General features: G+C 70.9%; 24 protein-coding genes and 1 riboswitch. Of the genes, 13 read left to right on the forward strand and 11 right to left on the reverse strand.

Annotated features, from left to right (window positions below; all coding sequences use genetic code 11):
- Positions 1-63: 63 nt before the first annotated feature.
- Positions 64-1,269 carry a multidrug effflux MFS transporter gene (locus LNW72_RS27735; protein WP_250977844.1) on the forward strand — a complete coding sequence of 402 codons (1,206 nt, stop codon included), beginning with the start codon at positions 64-66 and terminating at the stop codon, positions 1,267-1,269.
- A 32-nt stretch (positions 1,270-1,301) separates the two neighbouring features.
- On the opposite strand, the gene LNW72_RS27740 is transcribed toward LNW72_RS27735, so the two are convergent.
- From LNW72_RS27740 to gcvT, 8 genes are all read right to left on the reverse strand, one after another.
- The gene (locus LNW72_RS27740) at positions 1,302-1,736 is read right to left on the reverse strand and encodes a PIN domain-containing protein (RefSeq protein WP_250977845.1); all 435 of its coding nucleotides are present in this window, start codon (positions 1,734-1,736) and stop codon (positions 1,302-1,304) included.
- Complete coding sequence (locus LNW72_RS27745; protein ID WP_250977846.1) at positions 1,733-1,972, reverse strand: CopG family transcriptional regulator; 240 nt, start codon at positions 1,970-1,972, stop codon at positions 1,733-1,735. Before LNW72_RS27745 ends, LNW72_RS27740 begins: the two co-directional genes overlap by 4 nt.
- A gap of 81 nt (positions 1,973-2,053) precedes the next feature.
- Positions 2,054-2,446, reverse strand: coding sequence for a PIN domain-containing protein (locus LNW72_RS27750; protein WP_250977847.1), 393 nt, complete (start codon positions 2,444-2,446; stop codon positions 2,054-2,056).
- Entirely contained in the window at positions 2,443-2,715 is a 273-nt protein-coding gene (locus LNW72_RS27755) for a hypothetical protein (protein WP_250977848.1), read from the reverse strand. Before LNW72_RS27755 ends, LNW72_RS27750 begins: the two co-directional genes overlap by 4 nt.
- A gap of 387 nt (positions 2,716-3,102) precedes the next feature.
- On the reverse strand, positions 3,103-4,470 hold the full coding sequence (locus tag LNW72_RS27760; RefSeq protein ID WP_250977849.1) for an L-serine ammonia-lyase: 1,368 nt from the start codon (positions 4,468-4,470) through the stop codon (positions 3,103-3,105).
- A 137-nt stretch (positions 4,471-4,607) separates the two neighbouring features.
- Positions 4,608-5,876 (reverse strand): serine hydroxymethyltransferase, encoded by a 1,269-nt coding sequence (gene glyA, locus LNW72_RS27765; RefSeq protein ID WP_138354912.1) that lies wholly within the window; start codon positions 5,874-5,876, stop codon positions 4,608-4,610.
- A 66-nt stretch (positions 5,877-5,942) separates the two neighbouring features.
- Positions 5,943-6,320, reverse strand: a complete 378-nt coding sequence (gene gcvH, locus LNW72_RS27770) for a glycine cleavage system protein GcvH (RefSeq protein WP_138354913.1) — start codon at positions 6,318-6,320, stop codon at positions 5,943-5,945.
- A 53-nt stretch (positions 6,321-6,373) separates the two neighbouring features.
- A complete protein-coding gene (gene gcvT / locus LNW72_RS27775; protein WP_250977850.1) occupies positions 6,374-7,504 on the reverse strand; it encodes a glycine cleavage system aminomethyltransferase GcvT in 1,131 nt (376 codons plus the stop codon).
- Between the two features lie 187 nt (positions 7,505-7,691).
- Positions 7,692-7,787, reverse strand: a riboswitch (glycine riboswitch).
- 170 nt (positions 7,788-7,957) lie between these two features.
- On the opposite strand from gcvT, the gene LNW72_RS27780 reads away from it, so the two are divergent.
- From LNW72_RS27780 to LNW72_RS27790, 3 genes are all read left to right on the forward strand, one after another.
- Positions 7,958-8,623 carry an ATP-binding protein gene (locus tag LNW72_RS27780; RefSeq protein ID WP_250977851.1) on the forward strand — a complete coding sequence of 222 codons (666 nt, stop codon included), beginning with the start codon at positions 7,958-7,960 and terminating at the stop codon, positions 8,621-8,623.
- A gap of 90 nt (positions 8,624-8,713) precedes the next feature.
- A complete protein-coding gene (locus LNW72_RS27785) occupies positions 8,714-9,490 on the forward strand; it encodes an enhanced serine sensitivity protein SseB (RefSeq protein WP_250977852.1) in 777 nt (258 codons plus the stop codon).
- A 158-nt stretch (positions 9,491-9,648) separates the two neighbouring features.
- Positions 9,649-10,410 carry an enhanced serine sensitivity protein SseB C-terminal domain-containing protein gene (locus LNW72_RS27790; protein ID WP_250980339.1) on the forward strand — a complete coding sequence of 254 codons (762 nt, stop codon included), beginning with the start codon at positions 9,649-9,651 and terminating at the stop codon, positions 10,408-10,410.
- A 42-nt stretch (positions 10,411-10,452) separates the two neighbouring features.
- Here the strand turns inward: LNW72_RS27790 and LNW72_RS27795 are convergent, their stop codons facing one another.
- Entirely contained in the window at positions 10,453-11,982 is a 1,530-nt protein-coding gene (locus LNW72_RS27795) for a DUF885 family protein (protein WP_250977853.1), read from the reverse strand.
- Positions 11,979-12,206, reverse strand: coding sequence for a hypothetical protein (locus LNW72_RS27800; RefSeq protein ID WP_250977854.1), 228 nt, complete (start codon positions 12,204-12,206; stop codon positions 11,979-11,981). The genes LNW72_RS27795 and LNW72_RS27800 overlap by 4 nt, the downstream gene beginning before the upstream one ends.
- Positions 12,207-12,285: 79 nt before the next feature.
- Here LNW72_RS27800 and LNW72_RS27805 point away from each other — a divergent pair, with 79 nt between their 5' ends.
- The 7 genes from LNW72_RS27805 to LNW72_RS27835 all read left to right on the forward strand — a co-directional run bounded on the left by LNW72_RS27805 (position 12,286) and on the right by LNW72_RS27835 (position 20,598).
- Positions 12,286-13,284 carry an ABC transporter permease gene (locus LNW72_RS27805; RefSeq protein ID WP_250977855.1) on the forward strand — a complete coding sequence of 333 codons (999 nt, stop codon included), beginning with the start codon at positions 12,286-12,288 and terminating at the stop codon, positions 13,282-13,284.
- Positions 13,285-13,348: 64 nt separating this feature from the next.
- The gene (locus tag LNW72_RS27810; RefSeq protein ID WP_250977856.1) at positions 13,349-15,103 is read left to right on the forward strand and encodes an ABC transporter substrate-binding protein; all 1,755 of its coding nucleotides are present in this window, start codon (positions 13,349-13,351) and stop codon (positions 15,101-15,103) included.
- Between the two features lie 76 nt (positions 15,104-15,179).
- Positions 15,180-16,190 (forward strand): ABC transporter permease, encoded by a 1,011-nt coding sequence (locus LNW72_RS27815; protein ID WP_250977857.1) that lies wholly within the window; start codon positions 15,180-15,182, stop codon positions 16,188-16,190.
- Between the two features lie 101 nt (positions 16,191-16,291).
- Positions 16,292-17,335: an ABC transporter ATP-binding protein gene (locus LNW72_RS27820; protein WP_250980340.1), complete on the forward strand. Its 1,044-nt coding sequence runs from the start codon at positions 16,292-16,294 to the stop codon at positions 17,333-17,335.
- Between the two features lie 11 nt (positions 17,336-17,346).
- Positions 17,347-18,399, forward strand: a complete 1,053-nt coding sequence (locus tag LNW72_RS27825) for a dipeptide ABC transporter ATP-binding protein (RefSeq protein WP_250977858.1) — start codon at positions 17,347-17,349, stop codon at positions 18,397-18,399.
- 92 nt (positions 18,400-18,491) lie between these two features.
- Positions 18,492-19,907 carry a M1 family metallopeptidase gene (locus tag LNW72_RS27830; protein ID WP_250977859.1) on the forward strand — a complete coding sequence of 472 codons (1,416 nt, stop codon included), beginning with the start codon at positions 18,492-18,494 and terminating at the stop codon, positions 19,905-19,907.
- Between the two features lie 13 nt (positions 19,908-19,920).
- On the forward strand, positions 19,921-20,598 hold the full coding sequence (locus LNW72_RS27835) for a trimeric intracellular cation channel family protein (protein WP_250977860.1): 678 nt from the start codon (positions 19,921-19,923) through the stop codon (positions 20,596-20,598).
- Positions 20,599-20,615: 17 nt separating this feature from the next.
- Here the strand turns inward: LNW72_RS27835 and LNW72_RS27840 are convergent, their stop codons facing one another.
- Entirely contained in the window at positions 20,616-21,359 is a 744-nt protein-coding gene (locus LNW72_RS27840) for an SDR family NAD(P)-dependent oxidoreductase (protein WP_250977861.1), read from the reverse strand.
- A 148-nt stretch (positions 21,360-21,507) separates the two neighbouring features.
- Here LNW72_RS27840 and LNW72_RS27845 point away from each other — a divergent pair, with 148 nt between their 5' ends.
- Entirely contained in the window at positions 21,508-22,371 is an 864-nt protein-coding gene (locus tag LNW72_RS27845; RefSeq protein WP_250977862.1) for a thioesterase family protein, read from the forward strand.
- A gap of 56 nt (positions 22,372-22,427) precedes the next feature.
- On the forward strand, positions 22,428-23,594 hold the full coding sequence (locus LNW72_RS27850) for a cysteine desulfurase family protein (protein ID WP_250977863.1): 1,167 nt from the start codon (positions 22,428-22,430) through the stop codon (positions 23,592-23,594).
- Positions 23,595-23,701 lie beyond the last annotated feature (107 nt).

A 23,701-nucleotide genomic window follows, 5' to 3' on the forward strand; every position in this document is an offset into this window, starting at 1 on the left:
GGGGCCGTCCTCACGACGGCCCCGGCAGGACCGCCCGACCCCCGTCCCCCGGAAGGGAACAGCGTGACGAAGACCGCACAAGTCCGTGCCGAGAAACCCCCGTTCACTCTTGTGGCGACTCTGGCCGGGCTGTCCGCGCTCGGCCCGCTGTCGATCGACATGTACCTCCCGGCGCTGCCCGAGCTCGGCAAGGACCTCGGCGGCGGCGCCTCACTGATCCAGCTCACCCTCACCGCCTGTCTGGTCGGACTCGCGCTCGGCCAGGCGGTGGCCGGCCCGGCCAGCGACCTGCTGGGACGGCGCCGGCTGCTGCTCGGCGGCGTCATCGGCTACACCGTGGCGTCGCTGCTGTGCGTCATCGCGCCGAACGTCTGGTTCCTGATCGCGTTCCGGCTGCTCCAGGGCGCCTCCGGCGGCACCGCGATCGTGATCGCCCGCGCCGTGGTCCGGGACCGGAACGAAGGGGCCGCGGCGGCCCGCTTCTTCGCCAGTCTCGTCCAGGTCAGCGCGCTCGCGCCGATCGTGGCGCCGCTGGCCGGCGGGGCGCTGCTCCAGGTCATGCCCTGGCGCGGGCTGTTCGCGGTCATCACCGGGCTCGGCGCGGTGCTGGTCGTCGTCGTGTACCGCGGCATGCCCGAGACGCTGGCCCCCGAGGACCGGCGCGGCGACGGGCCGAAGGCCGTCCTCGTGACGTTCGGCAAGCTGGCCGCCGACCGGGCCTTCGCGGGCTACATGCTCACCGGCGGGCTGGCCTTCGCCGCGATGTTCACGTACATCTCCGGATCGCCGTTCGTGATCCAGGAGGTCTACGACCTGCCGCAGCTGGCGTTCGCCGGCATCTTCGCGGCGAACGGCGCGGGCATCGTCATCGCCGGCCGCGTCGGCGCCCGGCTGCTGGACCGGCACGGCTCCCGCCGGCTGCTCGGCATCGGCCTGACCATCGCCGCCGTCGGCAGTCTCACGGTGGTGAGCTCCCTGGCCGCCGGGCTCTGGACGCTGCTGCCCGGCCTGTTCCTGGTGGTCGCGCCGATCGGGCTCATCCTGCCGAACTCGATGGCCCTCGCGCTGTCCGGCCGCCCGCCGCGGATGGCGGGCACCGCCTCCGCCCTCATGGGGCTGGCCCAGTTCGCCCTCGGCGGCCTCGCCGCCCCGATGGCCGGCCTCGGCGGCTCCGACACCTCGGTCCCGATGGCCCTGGTCATCGCCGGCCTGAGCGTGTCCGCGCTCGCCGCCTTCCGGCTGACCCCGCGCCCGCCGGTGACGGCCTGAACCCATGCCCCGGTGAGCCTCGCCCATCGCCCCTACAGATCGTCCGGCAACAAGCGGAACGCGTGGTGCGGAGTCAGGGGCCGCACCGCGCGGAGATCACGGCGGTCCAGGGTGAGTACGGCATCGCTGCGGTACTCGGCGGCCAGAGCCACGTTCACCGCGTCCGCAAGCTCCAGGTCCAGGTCGGCGTAACGCCGTTGGACGGCTTGCGCCGTGTCCAGGATGCCGGTGGTGATCTGCGGCATCTGGAAGCGCGTACTGCGGACCTGCGTGAGGATGAACGCGATGATGGTGGCCCGCGCCGCGGAGCCGAACCGGGCCTTGGCCAGATGGTCGACCTCCGCGAGCACCAGCGGAGAGACGATCACCGTTCCGGCGTCGCGCAGCACGTTCTGGCAGGCGCCGGCTTCGGCTGCCTTCCGGTCGGAGGCCGCGATGATGCCGGACGTGCCGGCGATGACGATCACCGGGGGGTGGCTCCCTCGATGACCGCCGAAGCGACCTCCTCGCCGGTGGCCGTCTCACCGTTCCCGTCGAACGTGGGCCACTCGAGGGGCTCGTCCCAGATCCGGTTCGCCATGGCAGCGAGGTGGATGCCCTCGCGAATGATCTCCGCTTCGGGAATGCCACGGCGCTGGGCGGCTTCCTTGATGAGGGTGAGGTCCTCGGGGTCGGCGTAGACGTTGGTCCTCTTCATCGACATGTACCAACGCTAACACATGTACTTTCCGTCCGGCACGGAGTGTGAGCGGCTCAGCACGCGATGACGTTGACCGCCAGGGGGTCAGATCTTGATCACTCGGATACCGGGGCCGCACAACATCAGGAGATCCTCGGGGTCCGACGTCAGGACGGTCGCGGGGGCGGGCGAAGCGAGTGCGGTGGCGGCCACGATGGCGTCGAGTGCGTACTGGTGGCCGTGCAGCCCCGCCGAGGCGAGCAGTTTGCTCGCGTGGCGGGCGATGGCTTCCGTGGGCGGGACGATGTTCACGCGTGACACGGCGTGGTCGAAGCGGGCCTGGTTGGTCCTCGGGTCGCGGGCTTCGACGAGCGTGACGGAACTGGTGACGACGCGGATGTCCTCGGCCTCGGCCGCGGCCAGCCATTCGGTGAGTTCCGGGGTGCGTCGTACGAGCTTGGACAGACCCTCGCAGTCCAGGACGAGGGTCCCGCTCACGCGGCGTCCGCCGAGCCGGCCGGGTTGCCGCGCAGCAGCGCGCGCTTGGCCTCGACCGCGGCCTGGTCGACCGGGCCGTGCTCGGCTTCCGCGTCCTCGATGAGCTCGCGCAGCCGGTCCCGTTCCAGCTGGCGCTGGATGAGGGCCTCGACGTACGCGGACATGCCCCGGTTGCCGGTGCGCGCTTTGAGGGCCGCGATGGTGCCTTCATGGAGCGAGACGGAGACCGGGCGGACGGGTCCTTCTCCGGGAGCCGGCGAGGTGGTCATGACGCCACATTAACAAAAGTCTTGTTATTGGGGTCGGGTGATTTTGGGCGCCACCCTGCAGACCACGGCCCATCCTTCAAGGTCGCCAATGGCCTCCCCACAGGCGCCGAGAGGCTGGCGATGGAGCCTGGGTGGCCGCTCTTCCGGCTGCCCTGAGCGGCTGTGATGGGCGTCCGGGACCGCCAGACCCTCGTTCCCGAGGGACTGGGGCTGTCGGAGGTGGAGCTCGAACAGCCTGGTCAGGTACCAATCCGCCAGGGATCTCCCAGGGACTTCTCAGGGACTTTCAGCTCTGTCACAGGGGCTTTTCAGGGACGATCCGCCGTGCAGACGGGGAAGGCCGTGACAGAGCTGAAAGAACCGAAACCACTGATCAGATGTGGTTTCTCAGCACTCGATGACGTTGACCGCCAGGCCCCCGCGCGCCGTCTCCTTGTACTTGACCTTCATGTCGGCACCGGTCTCCTTCATGGTCTTGATGACCTTGTCGAGAGACACGTGGTGCCGGCCGTCGCCGCGCATCGCCATCTTGGCGGCCGTGATGGCCTTCACCGCGGCCATGCCGTTGCGCTCGATGCACGGGATCTGGACCAGGCCGCCGACCGGGTCGCAGGTGAGGCCGAGGTTGTGCTCCATGCCGATCTCGGCCGCGTTCTCGACCTGCTCGGGGGAGCCGCCCAGCACCTCGGCGAGGGCGCCGGCCGCCATCGAGCAGGCGGAGCCGACCTCGCCCTGGCAGCCGACCTCGGCGCCGGAGATGGAGGCGTTCTCCTTGAAGAGCATGCCGATGGCGCCGGCGGCGAGCAGGAAGCGGACGACGCCCTCCTCGTCCGCGCCGGGCACGAAGTTCATGTAGTAGTGCAGAACGGCCGGGATGATGCCGGCCGCGCCGTTGGTGGGCGCGGTGACGACGCGGCCGCCCGCGGCGTTCTCCTCGTTCACGGCCATGGCGTAGAGGGTGACCCACTCCATCGCCAGAGCGGCCGGGTTGCCCTCGGCGCGCAGCTGGCGGGCCGAGTTGGCCGCGCGGCGGCGGACCTTGAGGCCGCCGGGGAGTATGCCCTCGCGGGACATGCCGCGCGAGACGCACGCCTGCATGACGCCCCAGATCTCCAGCAGCCCGGTACGGATCTCGGTCTCGCTGCGCCAGGCCTTCTCGTTCTCCAGCATCAGGGCGGCGATCGACAGGCCGGTGTCGCGGGACAGCCGCAGCAGCTCGTCGCCGGTGCGGAACGGGTGGCGCAGCACGGTGTCGTCGAGCTTGATCCGGTCCTGGCCGACCGCGTCCTCGTCGACGACGAAGCCGCCGCCGACCGAGTAGTACGTCTTCTCCAGGAGGGGCGCGCCGTCCGCGTCGTAGGCGAAGAGCGTCATGCCGTTGGCGTGGTACGGCAGCGAGCGGCGGCGGTGCAGGATCAGCTGGGACGAGGCGTCGAAGGGGATCTCGTGGGCGCCGAGCAGGTTGAGGCGGCCGCTGGTGCGGATCCGCTCCACCTCGGCGTCGGCGGTCTCGACGTCGACCGTGCGGGGCGAGTGGCCCTCCAGGCCCAGCAGGACCGCCTTCGGCGTGCCGTGGCCGTGGCCGGTGGCGCCCAGCGAGCCGAAGAGCTCGGCGCGGACGGCGGCGGTGTGGGCGAGCAGGCCCTCGTTCTTGAGCCGGTGGGCGAAGATCCCGGCGGCCCGCATGGGGCCGACGGTGTGCGAGCTGGACGGGCCGATACCGATCGAGAACAGGTCGAAGACCGAGATGGCCACGAGAAACTCCTTGGTTGCGCAGACGCCGTTGTCTGCCGGGTGGTGCGCGGGACAGGTGGTGCGGGAGACATGGTGCGGGGCACCGGCTCACCTTCCAGTGTGCGCGGTGCCCCGACCTGACGCGTACGACGGTCCGATTACAGTCCGGGGTACAGCGGGTGCTTCGCCGCCAGTGCGGAGACGCGGGCGGACAGGCTCTTGGCCAGGTCCTCGTCGAAGTCCGGCTTCAGGACCTCGGCGATGATGTCGGCGACCTCGGTGAAGTCCTCGGTGCCGAAGCCGCGGGTGGCCAGCGCCGGGGTGCCGATCCGCAGGCCCGAGGTGACCATCGGGGGACGCGGGTCGTTCGGGATGGCGTTGCGGTTGACCGTGATGCCGACCTGGTGGAGCCGGTCCTCGGCCTGCTGCCCGTCGAGTTCGCTGCTGCGCAGGTCGACCAGGACCAGGTGGACGTCGGTGCCGCCGGACAGCACCGAGACGCCGACCTCGGTCAGGTCGGGCTGGACCAGCCGGTCGGCGAGGATCTTGGCGCCTTCGAGGGTGCGGACCTGGCGGTCCTTGAACTCGTCGGTGGCCGCGGCCTTGAAGGCCACCGCCTTGGCCGCGATCACGTGCTCCAGCGGGCCGCCCTGCTGGCCGGGGAAGACCGCGGAGTTGATCTTCTTGGCGTACTCGGCCTTGGAGAGGATCACGCCACCGCGCGGGCCGCCCAGGGTCTTGTGGGTCGTGGTGGTGACCACGTCCGCGTACGGCACGGGCGAGGGGTGCAGCCCGGCCGCGACGAGGCCCGCGAAGTGGGCCATGTCGACCATCAGCAGGGCGCCGACCTCGTCCGCGATCCGGCGGAACTCGGCGAAGTCGAGCTGGCGGGGGTAGGCCGACCAGCCCGCGATGATCAGCTGCGGACGGTGCTCCCTGGCGAGGCGCTCGACCTCCTCCATGTCCACGAGGCTGGTCTTCTCGTCGACGTGGTAGGCCGCGACCTTGTAGAGCTTGCCGGAGAAGTTGATCTTCATGCCGTGGGTGAGGTGCCCACCGTGCGCCAGATCCAGGCCGAGGATGGTGTCGCCCGGCTTGATCAGCGCGAACATCGCGGCGGCGTTGGCCTGCGCGCCGGAGTGCGGCTGCACGTTAGCGGCCTCGGCGCCGAACAGCGCCTTGACCCGCTCGATGGCGAGCGTCTCGATGACGTCGACGTGCTCGCAGCCGCCGTAGTAGCGGCGGCCGGGGTAGCCCTCGGCGTACTTGTTGGTGAGGACCGAGCCCTGGGCCTCCAGGACGGCGACAGGCGCGAAGTTCTCCGACGCGATCATTTCGAGGGTGGACTGCTGACGGTGCAGCTCGGCGTCGACGGCGGCGGCGACGTCCGGGTCGAACTCATGAAGGGAGCTGTTCAGGAGCGACATGGGATCTTCCTGGTCGAGGTCGGTTTCGAGCTCCGGACCTGAGGCCCGGATCGAGGTCCGGAGGGATCAGCCGCCGGTGAAGGCGGAGTACTCCTCGGCGGAGAGCAGGTCCGAGGGCTCCTCCGTCGTCTTCACCTTGAACAGCCAGCCGCCCTCGAAGGGGGCCGAGTTGACGAGGGAGGGGTCGTCGACGACGTCCTGGTTGACGTCCGTGACCTCGCCGGTGACCGGGGAGTACAGGTCGCTGACCGACTTGGTCGACTCCAGTTCGCCGCAGGTCTCGCCGGCGGTGACGACGGCTCCGACCTCCGGGAGCTGGACGAAGACGACGTCGCCGAGCGCGTCGGCGGCGTGTGAGGTGATGCCCACGGCGGACACTCCGGCCTCAGAGGCGGAGAGCCACTCGTGCTCCTTGCTGTAGCGCAGCTGCTGGGGGTTGCTCATAACGGAATTCTCCCGGATGTGAAGGGGTGCTCGCGCAGGGGTGGGCGGGTCGGTCAGCGCTGGCGCTTGTAGAAGGGCAGCGCAACCACCTTGTGCGGCTCTTGAGCGCCACGGATGTCGACGGCCACGCCCTCGGTGCCGGGCGCGGCGTGGGCCGCGTCGACGTAGGCGATGGCGATCGGCTGTCCGAGGGTCGGGGAGGGCGCACCGGAGGTGACCTCGCCGATCACGGTGCCGTCGGCGGCGGTGACCGGGTACCCGGCGCGCGGGACCCGGCGGCCCTCGGCGACCAGCCCGACCAGCTTGCGCGGCGGCTGCTCGGCGGCCCGCTCGGCGGCGGCGGTGAGCGCGGTGCGCCCGACGAAGTCGCCCGGCTTGTCGAACTTCACGACGCGGCCGAGACCGGCGTCGAACGGCGTGGTGGCGGTGGTCAGCTCATGCCCGTAGAGCGGCATGCCGGCCTCCAGGCGCAGCGTGTCGCGGCAGGACAGGCCGCACGGGATGAGGCCGACGCCGGCGCCCGCCTCGGTGATCGCCTTCCACAGCGCCTCGGCGTGCTCGGGGGCCACGAACAGCTCGAAGCCGTCCTCGCCGGTGTAGCCGGTACGGGCGATCAGCGCGGGGACGCCCGCGACGGTGCCGGGCAGGCCCGCGTAGTACTTGAGCCCGTCCAGGTCCGCGTCGGTGAGGCCCTTCATGATGCCGGGGGACTCGGGGCCCTGGACGGCGATCAGCGCGTACGCGTCACGGTCGTCGCGGACCGTGGCGTCGAACGCCGCGGCGCGCTCGGTGACGGCGTCCAGGACGACCTGGGCGTTGCCGGCGTTCGCGACGACCATGTACTCGTCCTCGCCGAGGCGGTAGACGATCAGGTCGTCCACGATCCCGCCGTCCGCGGCGCAGATCATCGTGTAGCGGGCCCGGCCGACCGCGAGGGCCGAGATGTGGCCGACGAGCGCGTGGTCCAGCGCTTCGCCCGCCTGCGGGCCGGTGACGGTGATCTCGCCCATGTGCGAGAGGTCGAACAGCCCGGCGCGGGTGCGGACGGCGGTGTGCTCGTCACGCTCGCTGGCGTAGCGCAGCGGCATGTCCCAGCCGGCGAAGTCGGTCATCGTCGCGCCGAGCGCACGATGCAGGGCGTCGAGCGCGGTACGGCGCGGGGCGTCGGTGGGCGGCTGGCTCATCAGTCGGGCTCCCGGTGCAGGCGTGGCGAGACTCTCATGGCAATGACAAAGAATGACGAAACCCCGAAGGAAGGGGCCTCCCCATCTGTCATCGGAACCTGAGAGGTTCACCGCGGCCTGGTGGGGCCCCGGCTTGCACCTTGGGTGGGCCGGACCGTGAACGGGCCCGACCGCTTTTCAGATGTGCCTCGCCCGCGCGGTGACTGTGCCTGAGAGATTCATGGGAGGACTTGCTCCTTCGGCGCCCTGCTCATGATGGCAGGGACTCTCCCGCGCGGCCTCGAACGGCCAGTATGCAAGTTGTGGCGCTCATCATTGCATGCGGCGGAAGCCACCGGGCCTCTGGGGAAACCCTTTGCTTGCCATTACCCTCTCTTTACTGACAGTGGCCGGGTTCCACCGGGGTCCGGTCGAGGCCGAGGCCGGCAGGCCGGCCTGGGGGAGGCGGGGGCTGTGCAGGGGGACGAGCGGTGGGCCGGGACGACGCTGCGCTACCCGGCGGGGGACGTGCTGGTCGTGTCGGGACTGCCGGGCAGCGGCAAGAGCACGCTCATGCGGCGCGCGGTCGACGAGCGGGACGGCGCGGGGGATACCTCCGACGGAGCGGTCCGCCGGATCGACTCGCAGGACGTACGGGTGCACTGGGAGGCGCTGATGCCGGCCCTGCTGCCGTACGCGGCGTACCGCCCGCTGGTGCGGCTCGACCACTACGCGAGGCTGCGCCGGGCGCTGCGCACCGGCGCCAGCCTCGTCGTGCACGACTGCGGCTCGCTGGCCTGGGTACGGCGCTGGCTCGCCAGGGACGCCCGGCGCCGCGGCCGGGGGCTGCACCTGCTGGTGCTGGACGTTCCGGAGGACGCGGCCCGCGCCGGCCAGCTCGCGCGCGGGCGGATGGTGTCCGGGTACGCCATGGCCCGGCACCGCAGGGCCGCCCGGCGGCTGGTGGCGCTGGCCGGGCCCGGCGGACGGCCGGACGGCTGTGTCTCCGCGCTGCTCCTGGACCGGCCCGCGGCGGGCGATGTGCGGCGGATAGTCTTCGGCGGCGGCCGGGCCGGATCCGAGGCGTCCCCGGTGGCCGTTACAGCGGATCAGGGCAGTTGCCAACCCGGTAACCGCTAGGGTTCCGGCAGGGCGGCAGGCGTCGGGAACGGCGGTCGCCGGCCGCACGCAGCAGACATTGCAGGCTCTAAACCCGCGAGGCACAGCGCAGTGAACACGCAGCTTCCGCCTCCCCCAGCCACCGCTGGGGGTGCCCACGGCCCGGCCGGCGCATGGCCGGCCAACGAACTCGAAGCCGTCCTCGCCGCGAGCGTCGGCACCCCGGGCGCGAACGCCCGGCTCCTCGAAGTGCTCGGCCGCTCCCAGCTGTGGGTGCCGCTGCCCAACGGCGGCGGGCCCGGCAGCCGGGACCTGGACCTGCCGTCCTTCGAGATCGACGGCACCCTCTACATACCGGTGTTCAGTTCCGAGCAGCAGTTCCTGCGGGCCGCCCAGGGGATGGCCTGCACGGTCGCACCGGCCCGCGAGTTCGCCCGCGGGCTGCCCCCGGAGGTCGGCATCGCCGTCAATCCGGGCGGGACGGCCGGGATCCCGCTGCCGCCCCCCGCCGTCCAGGACCTCTGCCGGTCCGACCGCGACCCGCGGGCGGCGTCCGGCGGCCGCGTCCGGCTGTGGGAGCCCGAGCCGGACGACGAGCCGGTCGACTTCCTCGCCGCCGCCGCGGGCGAGTTCGCGGTCACCCCGGTGGTGCTCTCCGCACGGCGCGCGCTGGCCAGCGTCGAGGGCGCGGCGCCGCAGCTGTTCGTCGGCGTCGAGCTGGACCGCTGGCAGGAGGAGGACCGGGCGGCCGCGATGGACGCGCTGGGCCGTGCGCTCGGCGCCGTACCGCTGCCGCTGCCGGTGCAGCTGGTATTGCTGGACATCGCCCAGGACCCCGTCGGCGACTGGATGCTGGAGCGGGTCCTGCCCTTCTTCGGACGGGACTGAGCCCGTGCGCTGTCTGCGGGGGCGCACAACCTGGTTTGATGGCGGGCGGTGCACAGGCGTGCGCCGGACCCGGTGACACCGGTGACGGAGAGAAGGGGCGGACCCACGTGATCGCGGGCGCGCAGGGCGGTGCGGCGGCAGCCGGCCACGTCGAGCAGATGCTTCGGCAGGTGGCGCCCGGACGATTCGACGCCTACGAGGATCTGCTCGTGTCACTGGCCGGCGGCCAGGTCTGGATGCTGCTGTGGCACGGCGCACCCGGATCGCCCGACGCCCAGTACGGGAACATGGAGATCGACGGCTACGGCTACGCGCCGGCCGTCACCTCCCCCCAGGAGCTCGCCACCAGCGGCTGGAACCGGGCCCATGAGCTCGTCCAGGGCCGCGACATCGCCACCGCGCTGTTCCCCGAGCGCTGGGGGCTGTGGCTGAATCCGCACGCCCCCGGCGGCGGCGTCGGCATCCCCTGGCTCGATCTGCGCCGGATCGCCACCGGCCTCGAACGGCTGCCCGCAGGACCGCTGCAGATCGGCGAGCCGGCCCTGCAGATCCCGCAGTTCTACGCCCTGCTCTCGCAGCACGCCCACCGGACGCCGGCCGTACGGTCGCTGCGCCGCGCCTGGGTGCAGCCCGCGCTGGGCGAGCCGTATCTCGCGATCGGCCTGGACATGTACGACTCCTCGCCGCAGGCGGTGGAAGCGGTACGGCTGATGATGCAGCAGTCGATCAGCGGAGTGCCGGACGGGCTGGCCGTCTCCACGGTCGCCATGGCGGACGAGTACGACCCCGTCGCGATGTGGATGCGGATGAACGGCCAGCCCTTCTTCGACCGTGAGGCGCACGCCGCCTCGGGCCCGGCCCCCGCGGCCGCCTGGGGCTGGCCGCAGCAGGGCTGGCCACAGGGCCAGGCGCCCCGCTAGGGCGCGCCCGGCCGGGGAGACGGGGCCGGTCGACGGGGTTCGCTACGCGCCGGTGAGTGCCGCGCCGATGAGGCCGAGCGGCGGGCTGCCGAGGTCCAGCAGCGCGCCGTGGAAGCGTTCCAGCGAGAAGCCGGACCCCCAGTCGCGGCGGGCCCGTTCGCGCAGCCGCATGATCTCCAGCTTGCCCCAGGTGTAGCGCCCGTAGGCGGCGTCGAAGGTACCGCGGCGGGCCTCGGAGGCGGCGCCGGCGCGGGCCAGATGGGCATCGCGCATGAACAGCTCGGTGGCCTCGTCGACCGTCATCGCGCCGGTGTGCAGACCGATCGCGCAGGACAGCCGGGTGACCCGCACCAGCGCCTCCAGGGCCACCCCGATGGCGAACCGCGGGTCGCGGGCCCGGAAGCCCTCTTCGAGGCAGACTTCCTCGACGTAGTGCGCCCAGCCCTCGCAGAAGGACAGCGAGTGCAGGACCCGCCGGACGGGCGTGGGCGCGCGGCGCAGTGAGCGCCCGTGCGCGAAGTGGCCGGGGGAGACCTCGTGGACGGTGATCGAGGGGAGGCTGGTGCGGCTGAACACGGTCAGCCACTCCTCGCGCTCGGCCTCCGGCCAGTCCGGCTCCGGCGGGGTGACGTGGTACCAGGATGCGGCGTCGGGCTCGCCGGGCGCGGCCCAGGACATCATCGCCATCGCCCAGCGGCGGGAGGGCGGCGCGGGGCCGACCAGGCAGTCGCCGTCCAGATGCGGCACCAGCCGCTTGGCCCGGGTGAACTCGATGACCTCCTCGGTCAGCCGGGCGGCCTCCGGGATGACGCCGTCGGCCGCCGGGTGGTCGGCGAGGAGCTCCGCGATCAGCTCGTCGACGTCGCGGTTCGGGTCGAGCGCGCGACAGGACTCGGTCAGCAGCTCCGTCAGCCGGTCCCGTTCGCGGGCCGCCTCGTCCGCCAGCGCCGTCAGGTCGACGGGCAGGCCCTCCTGACTGCCCATCAGGGCGGCCAGCGCGGGGCCGCCGAGCCGCGGGTCGGGATCGCCGGTCTTCGCGGCCCGGGCCACGTGCGCCACCAGCCGCTCGTGCGCGGGGAGCGCCGCGGCGGCCTCGGGGCCCTGGTCCGGGTGGAGCCCCGCGGCCAGGCCGCGTACGGCGCCGAGGAGCGCACCCGCGACCGGCGCGCTCACCCGGTCGAGCGAGCTGATCGCGGCGTCCACGGCCTCCGGCCACTGCGCCAGGTGCTTGAGCCGGGCGGCGGCCCGCTCCTGCCGCGGGGCGTACTCGCGGTCGTAGGAGGCCAGTTCCAGGTTGGACAGGTGCGGGTACGGGTCGCGGCGGTGCAGCTCCAGCTCGCCGTACTGGACCTTCAGCGACTCCTCGAAGACGGACAGGTGCGCGTCGTCATGGCGCTCGCGCGCGCCGTGCGGGGCCGGGCGCCCGCGCCGCGCGTGCGCGAGGGCGGACAGTCCGCGCCGGACGCCGGCGGGTGACAAATCCTGCACCCGCCCGTCGTACTCGTGCAGACCGGCCATTTCCCGGACAGTGGGGATCATCAGGTCGCACACCGCATGCAGCCGATCATTCATGTGCCGACGTTACATCCGGCGCGGGCCCATAACGGACGATGATTCACCAGATCACAGTTGCGCATCCATTCGTTGTGAAGTCTGGCGGGTGATCGCGGACTGGATGAAGACTCTCGCCGCAAGGGGCTCGCGGCCCCGGCGAACACCTGCTCCGCCTGCACCAACAGCACCGCCTGCACCGCCTGTTTTCCCTGCAATTGAGCATGGCACAGCACCAGCAGCACGACTGATGAGTGAAGAGTAAAGCCGCTACAGCGGCGGGCGCGCGCCGGTTATCCGCCGGCGAGAGGGGTCAGTTTCACCATGACCGCACCGATCGAGACCACTGCTTCACAGGCCGGGGCGCAGCCCGAAGCCATTCTCAGTGGGGTCAAGAAGAGTCAGATCGAGGGACGTTCCCTCGGCCAGATCGCCTGGCTGCGCTTCCGGCGCGACAAGGTGGCCGTGGCCGGCGGCATCGTCGTGATCCTCCTGGTGCTGCTGGCCGTGCTGGCGAAGCCGATCGAGTCGATCTTCGGCCTGGACCCGAACGCGTTCCATCAGGACCTCGTGGACCCGGTGCTCCTCGCACCCAAGGGCGCCTGGGGCGGCATGAGTTGGGAACACCCGCTCGGGGTCGATCCACAGTTCGGCCGCGATCTGCTGGCCCGGGTGATCGAGGGATCATGGGTGTCGCTGCTCGTGGCGACCGGCGCGACGATCCTGTCCAACGTCATCGGTACGGTGCTCGGCGTCATCGCGGGCTACTACGGCGGCTGGGTCGACAGCCTGATCAGCCGGATGATGGACACCTTCCTGGCCTTTCCGCTGCTGCTCTTCGCGATCTCCATTTCGGCTTCGCTGCAGGACGGCGCGTTCGGACTGGACGGACTTCCGCTCCGCATCTGCGTACTGATCTTCGTCATCGGATTCTTCAACTGGCCCTACATGGGCCGAATTGTGCGCGGGCAGACCCTCAGCCTGCGTGAACGTGAGTTCGTGGAAGCCGCCCGCAGCCTGGGTGCCCGCGGTCCGTTCATTCTTTTCCGTGAGCTGCTCCCCAACCTTGTGGCGCCGATCCTCGTGTATTCGACGCTGCTGATTCCGACCAACATCATTTTCGAGGCCGCACTGAGCTTCCTCGGGGTCGGAATCGCCCCGCCGCAATCGTCCTGGGGCGGCATGCTCACCAGCGCGATCGATCTCTACGAGGCCGATCCGCAATACATGATCGTGCCCGGCCTGGCGATCTTCGTCACGGTCCTGGCATTCAACCTGCTGGGCGACGGGCTGCGCGACGCCCTCGATCCCCGCAGCAAGTGATCCCGCGGCGCGACCTTCCGCGCGCGGCTGTGTATCTCCACCGAACGAGGGGGCTTTCCTCGGCATGAACAGCAGAAAAGCGACAGCGGTGCTGGCGCTTGCCACGGCTCTGGCCTTGGGAGCGTCCGCTTGCAGCAGCAGCGACAAGACCACCGACAAGGGAACGGGGACGAGCGCGGGTACCGACGCGGCTCTGACCCAGGTCGTCAACAAGAGTGACAAGGCCGGTGGGACGGTCTCGTACGAGCACTCCGACGTGCCCGACTCGCTCGACCCGGGGAACACGTACTACGGCTGGGTGCAGAACTTCTCCCGGCTGTACGGCCGCACGCTGGTCACCTTCAAGCCCGCCGCGGGCGCCGAGGGCCTGCAGATCGTCCCCGACCTCGCCACCGGTCTCGGCAAGGCCAGCGCCGACGCCAAGACCTGGACCTACACGCTGCGCAAGGGCGTGAAGTACGAGGACGGCACGGCGGTCACCTCCAAGGACGTCAAGTACGCGATCGAGCGCAGCAACTTCGCGCCCGAGGCGCTGTCCAACGGCCCGACGTACTTCAAGGCGTACCTGGTCGGCGGCGACGCGTACAAGGGTCCGTACAAGGACAAGAACCCGAACGGGCTCGCGTCCATCGAGACCCCGGACGACTCGACGATCGTCTTCCACCTGAGCAAGCCCTTCGCGGACTTCGACTACCTGGCGACGTTCTCGCAGACCGCGCCCGTGCCCGCGGCCAAGGACACCGGCGCCCAGTACGTGAAGCACATCATGTCGACGGGCCCGTACAAGTTCGAGTCCTACGACGACGGCAAGAGCGCCGTCCTGGTGCGCAACCCGCAGTGGACCAAGGAGAACGACCCGCTGCGTCCCGCGCTCCCGGACAAGATCACGATGAAGTTCAAGGTGAACGGCGTCACGATCGACAAGGACCTGCTGGCCGGCGCCATCACGGTCGACGCGGCCGGCGCGGGCGTGCAGCCCGCGAGCCAGCCGTCGGTACTGAGCGCGGCGAACAAGAAGAACACGGACAACTCCTACGCGGGAGCCACGTCCTACGTGGCGCTCAACGTGAACGTGAAGCCGTTCGACAACCCGGACTGCCGCAAGGCGGTCCAGTGGGCGATCGACAAGACCTCGGTGCAGACCGCCGCGGGCGGCAACGTGAAGGGTGACGTCGCCACGACGCTGCTGCCGCCGTCGGTCAACGGCTACAGCAAGTTCGACCTGTACCCGACCCCGGGCAACAAGGGCGACGCCACGAAGGCCAAGGCCGCGCTGACCGCCTGCGGCCAGCCCGGCGGCTTCACCACCAACCTGTCGGCGCGTTCCGACCGGGCCTCCGAGATGGCGGCGGCGACGGCGATCCAGAACTCGCTGAAGGCCGTGGGCATCACGGTCAACATCAAGAGCTTCCCGGCCGGCAAGTACTTCTCCAACTTCGCGGGTGTCCCGGACTACGTCCACTCGCACGGCCTCGGCATGATGATGATGGCCTGGGGCGCCGACTGGCCGACCGGCTACGGCTTCCTCGACCAGATCATCGACGGCACCGCCATCAAGCCCTCGGGCGGCAACAACCTGATGGAGCTGAACGACCCGGCGATCAACAAGGCGCTCTCGGACGCCATCGCCACCACGGACAACGCGGCCCGCACCAAGGCATGGGGCGACATCGACAAGCTGACCATGGAGAACGCTTCCGTGGTGCCGCTGCTGTACCGCAAGAACCTGCTCTACCGGCCGCCGTCCGCGACCAACGTCACGGTCACGCAGGCCTATCTGGGCATGTACGACTACCTGCTGATCAGCTCCTCCAAGTAATCGGAAGGCAGGTGAAGGCATCGGTGTCCGCCGGGCCGGGTGACCCCCGGCCCGGCGGACCCGGCGCCGCACGGCTGTGACTGCGTACATCATTCGACGCGTGATCGCCGCTTTGCTGCTGCTGCTGGTCGTCAGCGCGGTCACATTCGCGATCTTCTTCCTTCTGCCGCGCCTCGGCGGGCAAACCACCACCCAGTTGGCCACCCAGTACGTCGGCAAGGACGCCAACCCCGAGAGCATCGCGGCGGTCAAGCGAAACCTCGGCTTCGACCTGCCGCTGTACGAGCAGTACTGGCACTTCATCAAGGCCATCGCCGTCGGGGCGAACTACAAGTTCGGCCCGGACGCGTCGGTCTGCCACGCGCCCTGCTTCGGCTACTCCTTCAAGAGCCACATCGAGGTGTGGCCCGAGCTGAAGTCCCGGATTCCGGTCACGCTGTCGCTGGCCATCGGTGCCGCCGTGATCTGGGTCGTTTCCGGGGTGGCGATCGGTGTGCTGTCGGCGCTCAAGCGCGGCTCGGTCTTCGACCGGTTGTCGATGGGTGTCGCGCTGGCCGGCGTCTCGCTGCCGACCTTCTTCACCGGAATGCTCGCGCTGGGCTTCTTCCAGTACAACTGGCACATCTGGGACAACGTCCAGTTCGTGCCCATCTCCGATGATCCGTTCCAGTGGGCCTGGAACCTGGTCCTGCCCTGGTGCAGCCTGGCCTTCCTCTACTCCGCCCTCTACGCGCGGCTCACCCGCGCCGGGATGCTGGAGACGATGGGCGAGGACTACATCCGCACCGCGCGGGCCAAGGGGCTGCGGGAGAGCAGGGTCGTCGCCAAACACGGGCTGCGGGCCGCGCTCACCCCGATCGTCACGATCTTCGGCATGGACTTCGGCCTGCTGATCGGCGGTGCCGTCATCACCGAGAACGTCTTCTCCTTCAAGGGGATCGGCGCCTACGCCGTCGACGGGATCAGGGACAACGACCTGCCCATCGTGCTCGGCGTGACCATGGTCGCGGCCTTCTTCATCATCATGTGCAGTCTCCTGGTGGACCTGCTGTACGCCGCTATCGACCCCAGGGTGAGGTACTCGTGAGCACCGCCGGCAGCGATCCGCTGCGGAAGGACAGCGACCGCGACCCGTTGCGCAAGGAGGACGGGCCGGCCTCCGGCCCGGGGGCCACGGTCGGCGAGCCGGTGCTCACCGCCCGGCCGGACACGGCGGAGGCCTTCCTGGCGGTACGCGATCTGAAGATCCACTTCGATACCGACGACGGTCTCGTCCGGTCGGTCGACGGGATCAGCTTCGATCTCCAGCGCGGCCGGACGCTCGGCATCGTCGGGGAGTCCGGCTCCGGCAAGTCCGTGACCTCGCTGGGCATCATGGGCCTGCACCGCACCGCCAAGGCCAGGATCTCCGGCGAGGTGTGGCTGGACGGCGAGGAGCTGATCGGCGCCGACCCCGACCGGGTCCGGCGGCTGCGCGGCATGAAGATGGCGATGATCTTCCAGGACCCGCTGTCGGCGATGCACCCCTACTACACGGTGGGCGCGCAGATCGTCGAGGCCTGCCGGGTGCACCAGGACGTCAGCAAGCAGGTCGCCCGCAAACGGGCGATCGAGATGCTGGACCGGGTCGGCATCCCCGAGCCGCACCAGCGCATCGCCGACTATCCGCACCAGTTCTCCGGCGGTATGCGCCAGCGCGCGATGATCGCGATGGCGCTGGTCAACAACCCGGAACTGCTGATCGCCGACGAGCCGACGACCGCCCTGGACGTCACCGTCCAGGCGCAGATCCTGGACCTGATCCGGGACCTGCAGAAGGAGTTCGGCTCCGCCGTCATCATGATCACGCACGACCTGGGCGTGGTGGCGGAGCTCGCCGACGACCTGCTGGTGATGTACGCCGGCCGGTGCGTCGAGCGCGGTACGGCCGAGAAGGTCTTCACCGAACCGCAGCACCCGTACACCTGGGGCCTGCTGGGCTCCATGCCGCGCATGGACCGCGAGCGGACCGAACGGCTCAACCCGGTCAAGGGCGCCCCGCCCAGCCTGATCAACGTGCCGTCCGGCTGTGCCTTCCACCCGCGCTGCCCGTACGCCGGGCTCAACGGCGGTTCCAGCGAAACGATCGTGCCGGAGCTGCGGGAGACCGCGGCCGGGCACTGGTCGGCCTGCCACCTCGGCGAGCAGGACCGGGACCGGATCTGGACCGAAGAGATTGCGCCCAAGCTGTGAAGGACCAGGCCGTGCCTCAAGAAGACGTGAAGATCCCCCAGCAGTCCACCGCGGGGGCGGAGCCCCTGCTCAGGGTCACCGGCCTGGTCAAGCACTTCCCGATCACCAAGGGAATGCTGCGCCGGCAGGTCGGCGCGGTGCAGGCGGTCGACGGGATCGACCTCCAGGTGGCGGCGGGCCAGACGCTCGGCGTGGTGGGGGAGTCGGGCTGCGGCAAGTCCACCATGGGCCGGCTGATCACCCGGCTGCTCGAACCCACCGGCGGGAAGATCGAGTTCCAGGGCCGTGACATCACCCATCTGAGCGTGGGGGAGATGCGACCGCTGCGCCGCGATGTGCAGATGATCTTCCAGGACCCCTACTCCTCGCTCAATCCGCGGCACACCATCGGCACCATCGTCGGAGCGCCGTTCAAGCTCCAGAAGGTGGCGACGGAGTCGGGCGTGAAGAAGGAGGTGCAGAACCTCCTGGAGCTGGTCGGCCTCAACCCCGAGCACTACAACCGCTATCCGCACGAGTTCTCCGGCGGGCAGCGGCAGCGCATCGGGATCGCGCGGGCGCTCGCCCTCAAGCCGAAGCTGGTCGTCGCGGACGAGCCGGTCTCGGCGCTGGACGTCTCCATCCAGGCGCAGGTGGTCAACCTGCTGGACGACCTGCAGAACGAGCTCGGGCTGACGTACGTGATCATCGCGCACGACCTGTCCGTCATCCGGCACGTCTCGGACCGGATCGCGGTGATGTACCTCGGCAAGGTGGTCGAGGTCGCGGACCGCGAGGCGCTCTACGCGCAGCCGATGCACCCCTACACCAACGCGCTGCTGTCCGCGGTGCCGGTGCCGGACCCGAAGCGGCGTACCTCCCGGCAGCGGATCCTGCTGACCGGCGATGTGCCGTCGCCGATCAACCCGCCGTCCGGCTGCCGCTTCCACACCCGGTGCTGGAAGGCGACCGAGGTGTGCTCCACGCAGGAGCCGCCGCTGATCGCCCTGGCCACGGGACACGAGGTGGCGTGCCACCACCCGGAGAACGCCCCGGCGGTCGGTAATCAGCCAACTGACCTTTAGTGCATGACCACTTAGCGAAAAGTCATGGTCATGACGAGGGGGGAGGGTGCAGAGTCGGCGCGTCACTGTTCGCGTCCGAAGGGCAGACCCCCATGGCACCCTCCCGTCCGGCCCGACTCCTCGGCACCGCACTCGCTGTCCTCAGCGTGTCGGCCTGTCTGATCTCCGGCGCGCCCGCGTCGGCCGCCTCGCACGGCCCCAAGCCCGGCGCCCCCGGCATCGGGGACCCGTACTTCCCCCAACTCGGCAACGGCGGCTACGACGTCGGGCACTACGGGCTGGACGTCTCCTACGACCCGGCCAGTGACCGGCTCGACGGCCGGGCGGCCGTCACCGCCCGCGCCAACCAGAACCTCTCCTCCTTCGACCTCGACCTGCAGCAGCTCACCGTCACCTCGGTCAGCGTGGACGGCAAGCCGGCGCGGTTCACCCGCAGCGGCGACGAGATCGTCATCACCCCGCGGCACGCGCTGCGCAAGGGGCAGGAGTTCACCACCACCGTCGTCTACGGCGGAGTGCCGGAGCCGCTGACCGGCCCCATCGTCTTCGGGTCCAACTACGGCTGGATGAAGACCACCGACGGCGTCTTCGTCGCCTGCGAGCCGAACGCCGCCTCGACCTGGTTCCCCGGCAGCGACCACCCGGCCGACAAGGCCACCTTCGACATCCGGATCAGCGCCCCCAAGGGCCTCAAGGGCGTCTCCAACGGCGTGCTGACCTCCCAGTACGACAAGGGCTCGCGCACCGTCTCCACCTGGCGCGAGTCCCGGCCGATGGCCACCTACCTCGCGACGGCCACCATCGGGAAGTTCGACGTCAAGACCGGGACCACGCCGGGCGGCATACCGATCTACGTCGCCACCGACCCGGTCCTCGCCAACGGCCCGGTGGACGTCTACGCGGTCACCGCGGAAGCCACCGACTACTGGTCGCAGGTCTTCGGCCGCTACCCCTTCGAGGAGACCGGCGCGATCGTCGACGACATGCCGGAGGCCGGGTTCTCGCTGGAGGTGCAGTCCAAGCCCGCCTACTCCGCCGTCCGCAGCGAGTCCACGATCGTCCATGAACTGGCCCACCAGTGGTTCGGCGACTCGGTCAGCGTCGAGCAGTGGAAGGACATCTGGCTCAACGAGGGCTTCGCGACCTACGCCCAGTGGCTGTGGACCGAGCACCGGGGCACCCGCTCCGCCCACGACGCGTTCCTCGCCGCGTACAACGGGCGCCCCGCCACGGCAGCCTTCTGGCAGATCGACGTCGCCGACCCGCAGCGCGACACGATGTTCGCCGACGCCGTCTACACCCGCGGCGCGATGACGCTCGAGATGCTGCGCGAGAAGATCGGCGACGCCGCCTTCTTCAAGCTCCTCAAGACCTGGACCTCGCAGCACCGCTACGGCAACGCGAACACGGCCCAGTTCATCGCGCTCGCCGAGAAGGTGTCGGGACAGCAGCTGGACGACCTGTTCGGCACCTGGCTCTCCACGAAGGGCAAGCCGGCTCTGACGTAAGAGACCATATGGCGTGATCTCGGAACTCATCTCTCCCTCCGTCCAGCACACGCTCGACATCGTCGGCATCTTCGTCTTCGCGATCTCGGGCGCGCTGGCCGCCGTCCGCAAGAACTACGACGTGTTCGGCATGGCCGTGCTCGCCGAGGTGACCGCGCTGGGCGGGGGGATCTTCCGGGACCTGATGATCGGCGCGGTGCCGCCCGCCGCCTTCAGCGACCTCGGCTACTTCAGCACCCCGCTCTTCGCCACGGCGCTGGTGTTCTTCCTGCACCCCGAGGTCGAGCGGATCAACACCACCGTGAACGTCTTCGACGCCGCCGGCCTCGGCCTCTTCTGCGTGGCCGGCACCGTCAAGGCGCACGACTACGGCCTCGGCCTGGTCCCGTCCGCCGCCCTGGGGCTGGCCACGGCGGCGGGCGGCGGGGTGCTGCGCGATCTGCTCGCCAACGAGGTGCCGTCGCTGCTCCGCTGGGACCGCGACCTGTACGCGGTCCCCGCCATGGTCGGCTCGATCATGGCGGCACTGCTGATCAAGTTCGACGCGCTCACCGGGTTCACCAGCGGCGCCGCGGTCGTCAGCGCCTTCGTGCTGCGGCTGTGCGCCATGTACTTCGGCTGGCGCGCGCCCCGCGCCTGGCACCGCAGGAGCAGGGCGACCAGCGAGGAGGAGGCGCGGCAGGCGCTGTAGGCCGGCGCCCGTCCTGGCTACCGTCCCAGCGCCGCACCGCCGTTGATGTGCAGGATCTGGCCGGTGACGTACGCCGCCCCGGGGGAGGCCAGATACCGGATGGCCGCCGCGATCTCGCTGGGCGCGCCGGGCTGGCCGGTCAGGGTCTGGGAGACCCGCGACGCGACGAAGTCGGGCGTCGCCCGGTCGCCGAAGAACTCGGTGTCGCCGACGAAGCCCGGTGCCACCGCGTTGGCCGTCACCCCGTCGGTGCCCAGCCGCTGCGCCAGCTCGAAGGTGTAGGCGTGCAGGGCCGCCTTGGCGCCGCCGTAGGAGCCGGGGCCGCGCAGCGCGGCGATCGACGACAGGTGCACGATGCGCCCGCCGGGCCGCCGGATCTGCGGCAGCAGCGCCTCGGTGAGCAGGACCGCGGTGAGCACGTTGGCCTCGAAGTTCCTGCGGTAGCCGGCCGCGATCCCCTCCAGCGTTCCGTCCGAGGACGAGGCGACGTTGCCGCCCGCGTTGGTGACGATCACGTCGACCGGGCCGTCGCCCTCGACGAACCGCGCCGCGTCCCGTACCTGCTCCGGATCGCTGAGGTCGGCGGCGGTCCAGCTGACCAGCCCGTCGCCGTGGGTGGCGTTGAGCTTGTCCGCCGTCTCCCGCAGCAGCTCCGCGCGCCGGCCGATGATGACGACCCGGTCGCCGTCGGCCGCGAACGCCTCGGCGGTCGCGAGCCCGATGCCGGTGCCCCCGCCGGACACCACTACCCGTCGTCCCACTGTGCACCCCGTCATGTATATGAACGCCATTCATGTCCTTGGTTGGAAACTAGGGAGCGGGCCCATCTGTGTCAAGGGTGTTGCGGCCGGTCGAAAGAGGGCGGCGGAGCTGGACAAGACGGCGCTACTGGCGGGTAACATTCGCCCCATGGCATATGCGGCAGCTCAGGCGACCATCGGGGACAGCGAATTCGACCGGGACACGGCGGTCGTCCCGCGACCCGGCGAGCCCGGCGTCTACGACGCCGACCTCTCGGCGGGCTGGACCATCATCCAGGCCGTCAACGGCGGCTACCTGCTCGGCGTGATCGGCCGCGCCCTCCAACAGGCGCTGCCGCACCCCGACCCCTTCACCGTCACCGCGCACTACCTCACCGCCTCCCAGCCCGGCCCGGCGACGATCCGCACCGAGACCGTCCGCGCCGGCCGCACCCTGTCCACCGGCCAGGCGTCGCTCTTCCAGACCGACGCGGAGGGCCGCGAGGTCGAGCGGATGCGGGTCATGGCGGCCTACGGCGACCTCGACGCACTGCCGGACGACGTGCGCACCACCGCCGCCGTGCCGCCGGTACCGCCCTACGAGGAGTGCTTCGGCGCCGACGCGGCGCCCGCGGGCGGCGGCGCCATCGCCGGCTCGACCGCCATCATCCAGCGCCTCGACCTGCGGCTCGATCCCGCCACCGCCGGCTGGGCCGTCGGCGCCCCCTCCGGCAAGGGCGACATGCGCGGCTGGCTCGGCCTCGCCGACGGCCGCGACCACGACCCGCTCTCGCTGCTGCTCACCGTCGACGCCCTGCCGCCGACCGCCTTCGACCTCGGCATCAAGGGCTGGGTCCCGACCGTCGAGCTGACGGTGCACATCCGCTGCCGCCCCGCGCCGGGTCCGCTGCGCGTCTCCATCACCACCCGCAACCTGGCCGGCGGCTTCCTGGAGGAGGACGCCCAGGTCTGGGACAGCGAGGACCGGCTGGTCGCGCAGTCCCGCCAGCTCGCGCGGGCCCTTCTGTCCTGACAGTCGACCGGGTCTGTCCCGACAGCCGACCGGGCGACCGTAGAATCGGCGTCATCATGGCCTACCTCGACCACGCCGCCACCACGCCGATGCTGCCGGAAGCGGTGCGGACGATGACCGCGCACCTCACGGTCACCGGCAACGCCTCCTCGCTGCACGCACCCGGGCGGCGGGCCCGGAGAACCGTCGAGGAGTCCCGGGAATCGCTCGCCGAGGCACTCGGCGCCCGCCCCAGTGAGATCGTCTTCACCAGCGGCGGAACCGAGTCCGACAACCTCGCCGTCAAGGGCCTGTACTGGGCGCGCCGGGCCGAGGACCCGCGCCGGGTACGGGTGCTGGCCAGCCCCGTCGAGCACCACGCCGTCCTGGACGCCGTCGACTGGCTCGTCGAGCACGAGGGCGCGCGCGTCGAGTGGCTGCCGGTCGACGCGTACGGCCGGGTGCACGCCGACGCGCTGCGCGAGGCGATCGAACGCGACCCCGGGACGGTCTCCCTCGCGACCGTGATGTGGGCCAACAACGAGGTCGGCACGATCATGCCGGTCCGCGAGCTGGCCGCGGTCGCCCACGAGCACGGGGTCCCGCTGCACGCGGACGCGGTCCAGGCGTTCGGCCAGATCGAGGTCGACTTCGCGGCCTCCGGCCTCGACGCCATGACCGTGACCGGCCACAAGATCGGCGGCCCCTACGGCGTCGGCGCGCTCGTCCTGCGCCGCGAGCACACGCCCGTCCCGCTGCTGCACGGCGGCGGCCAGGAGCGCAGCCGCTCCGGCACCCTCGACATCCCCGCGATCGCCGCCTTCGCGACGGCCGGCACGCTCGCCGCCGAGCGGCGCGAGCAGTTCGCCCACGGGGTCGGCGCGCTGCGCGACGACCTGGTGGCGAAGGTCCGCGCCGCCGTCCCGGAGGCCGTGCTCAACGGCGACCCGGCGCCGGCTGGCCGGCTGCCGGCCAACGCGCACTTCACGTTCCCCGGCTGCGAGGGCGACTCGCTGCTCCTCCTCCTCGACGCCCAGGGCATCGCCTGCTCCACCGGCTCCGCCTGCACGGCCGGCGTCGCCCAGCCCAGCCACGTCCTCATCGCGATGGGCCAGCCCGCCGACCGGGCCCGCGGCTCCCTCCGCTTCTCCCTCGGCCACACCACCACCCAGCCCGAGATCGACGCCCTGGCCGCGGCGATCGGACCAGTGGTGGACCGCGCCCGCAAGGCCGGCCTGAGCTGACGTCCGGCGGACGGCGCAGGGACTGACGGGCCGGGCCCAGCCACAGCAGCCCGCCCGGCGTTTGAGGGCGCCCGCCGCAGGCGCGGGACACCGATCGGCTCGGGGAC

The sequence above is a fragment of the Streptomyces sp. RKAG293 genome, from assembly GCF_023701745.1.
GTDB lineage: Bacteria > Actinomycetota > Actinomycetes > Streptomycetales > Streptomycetaceae > Actinacidiphila.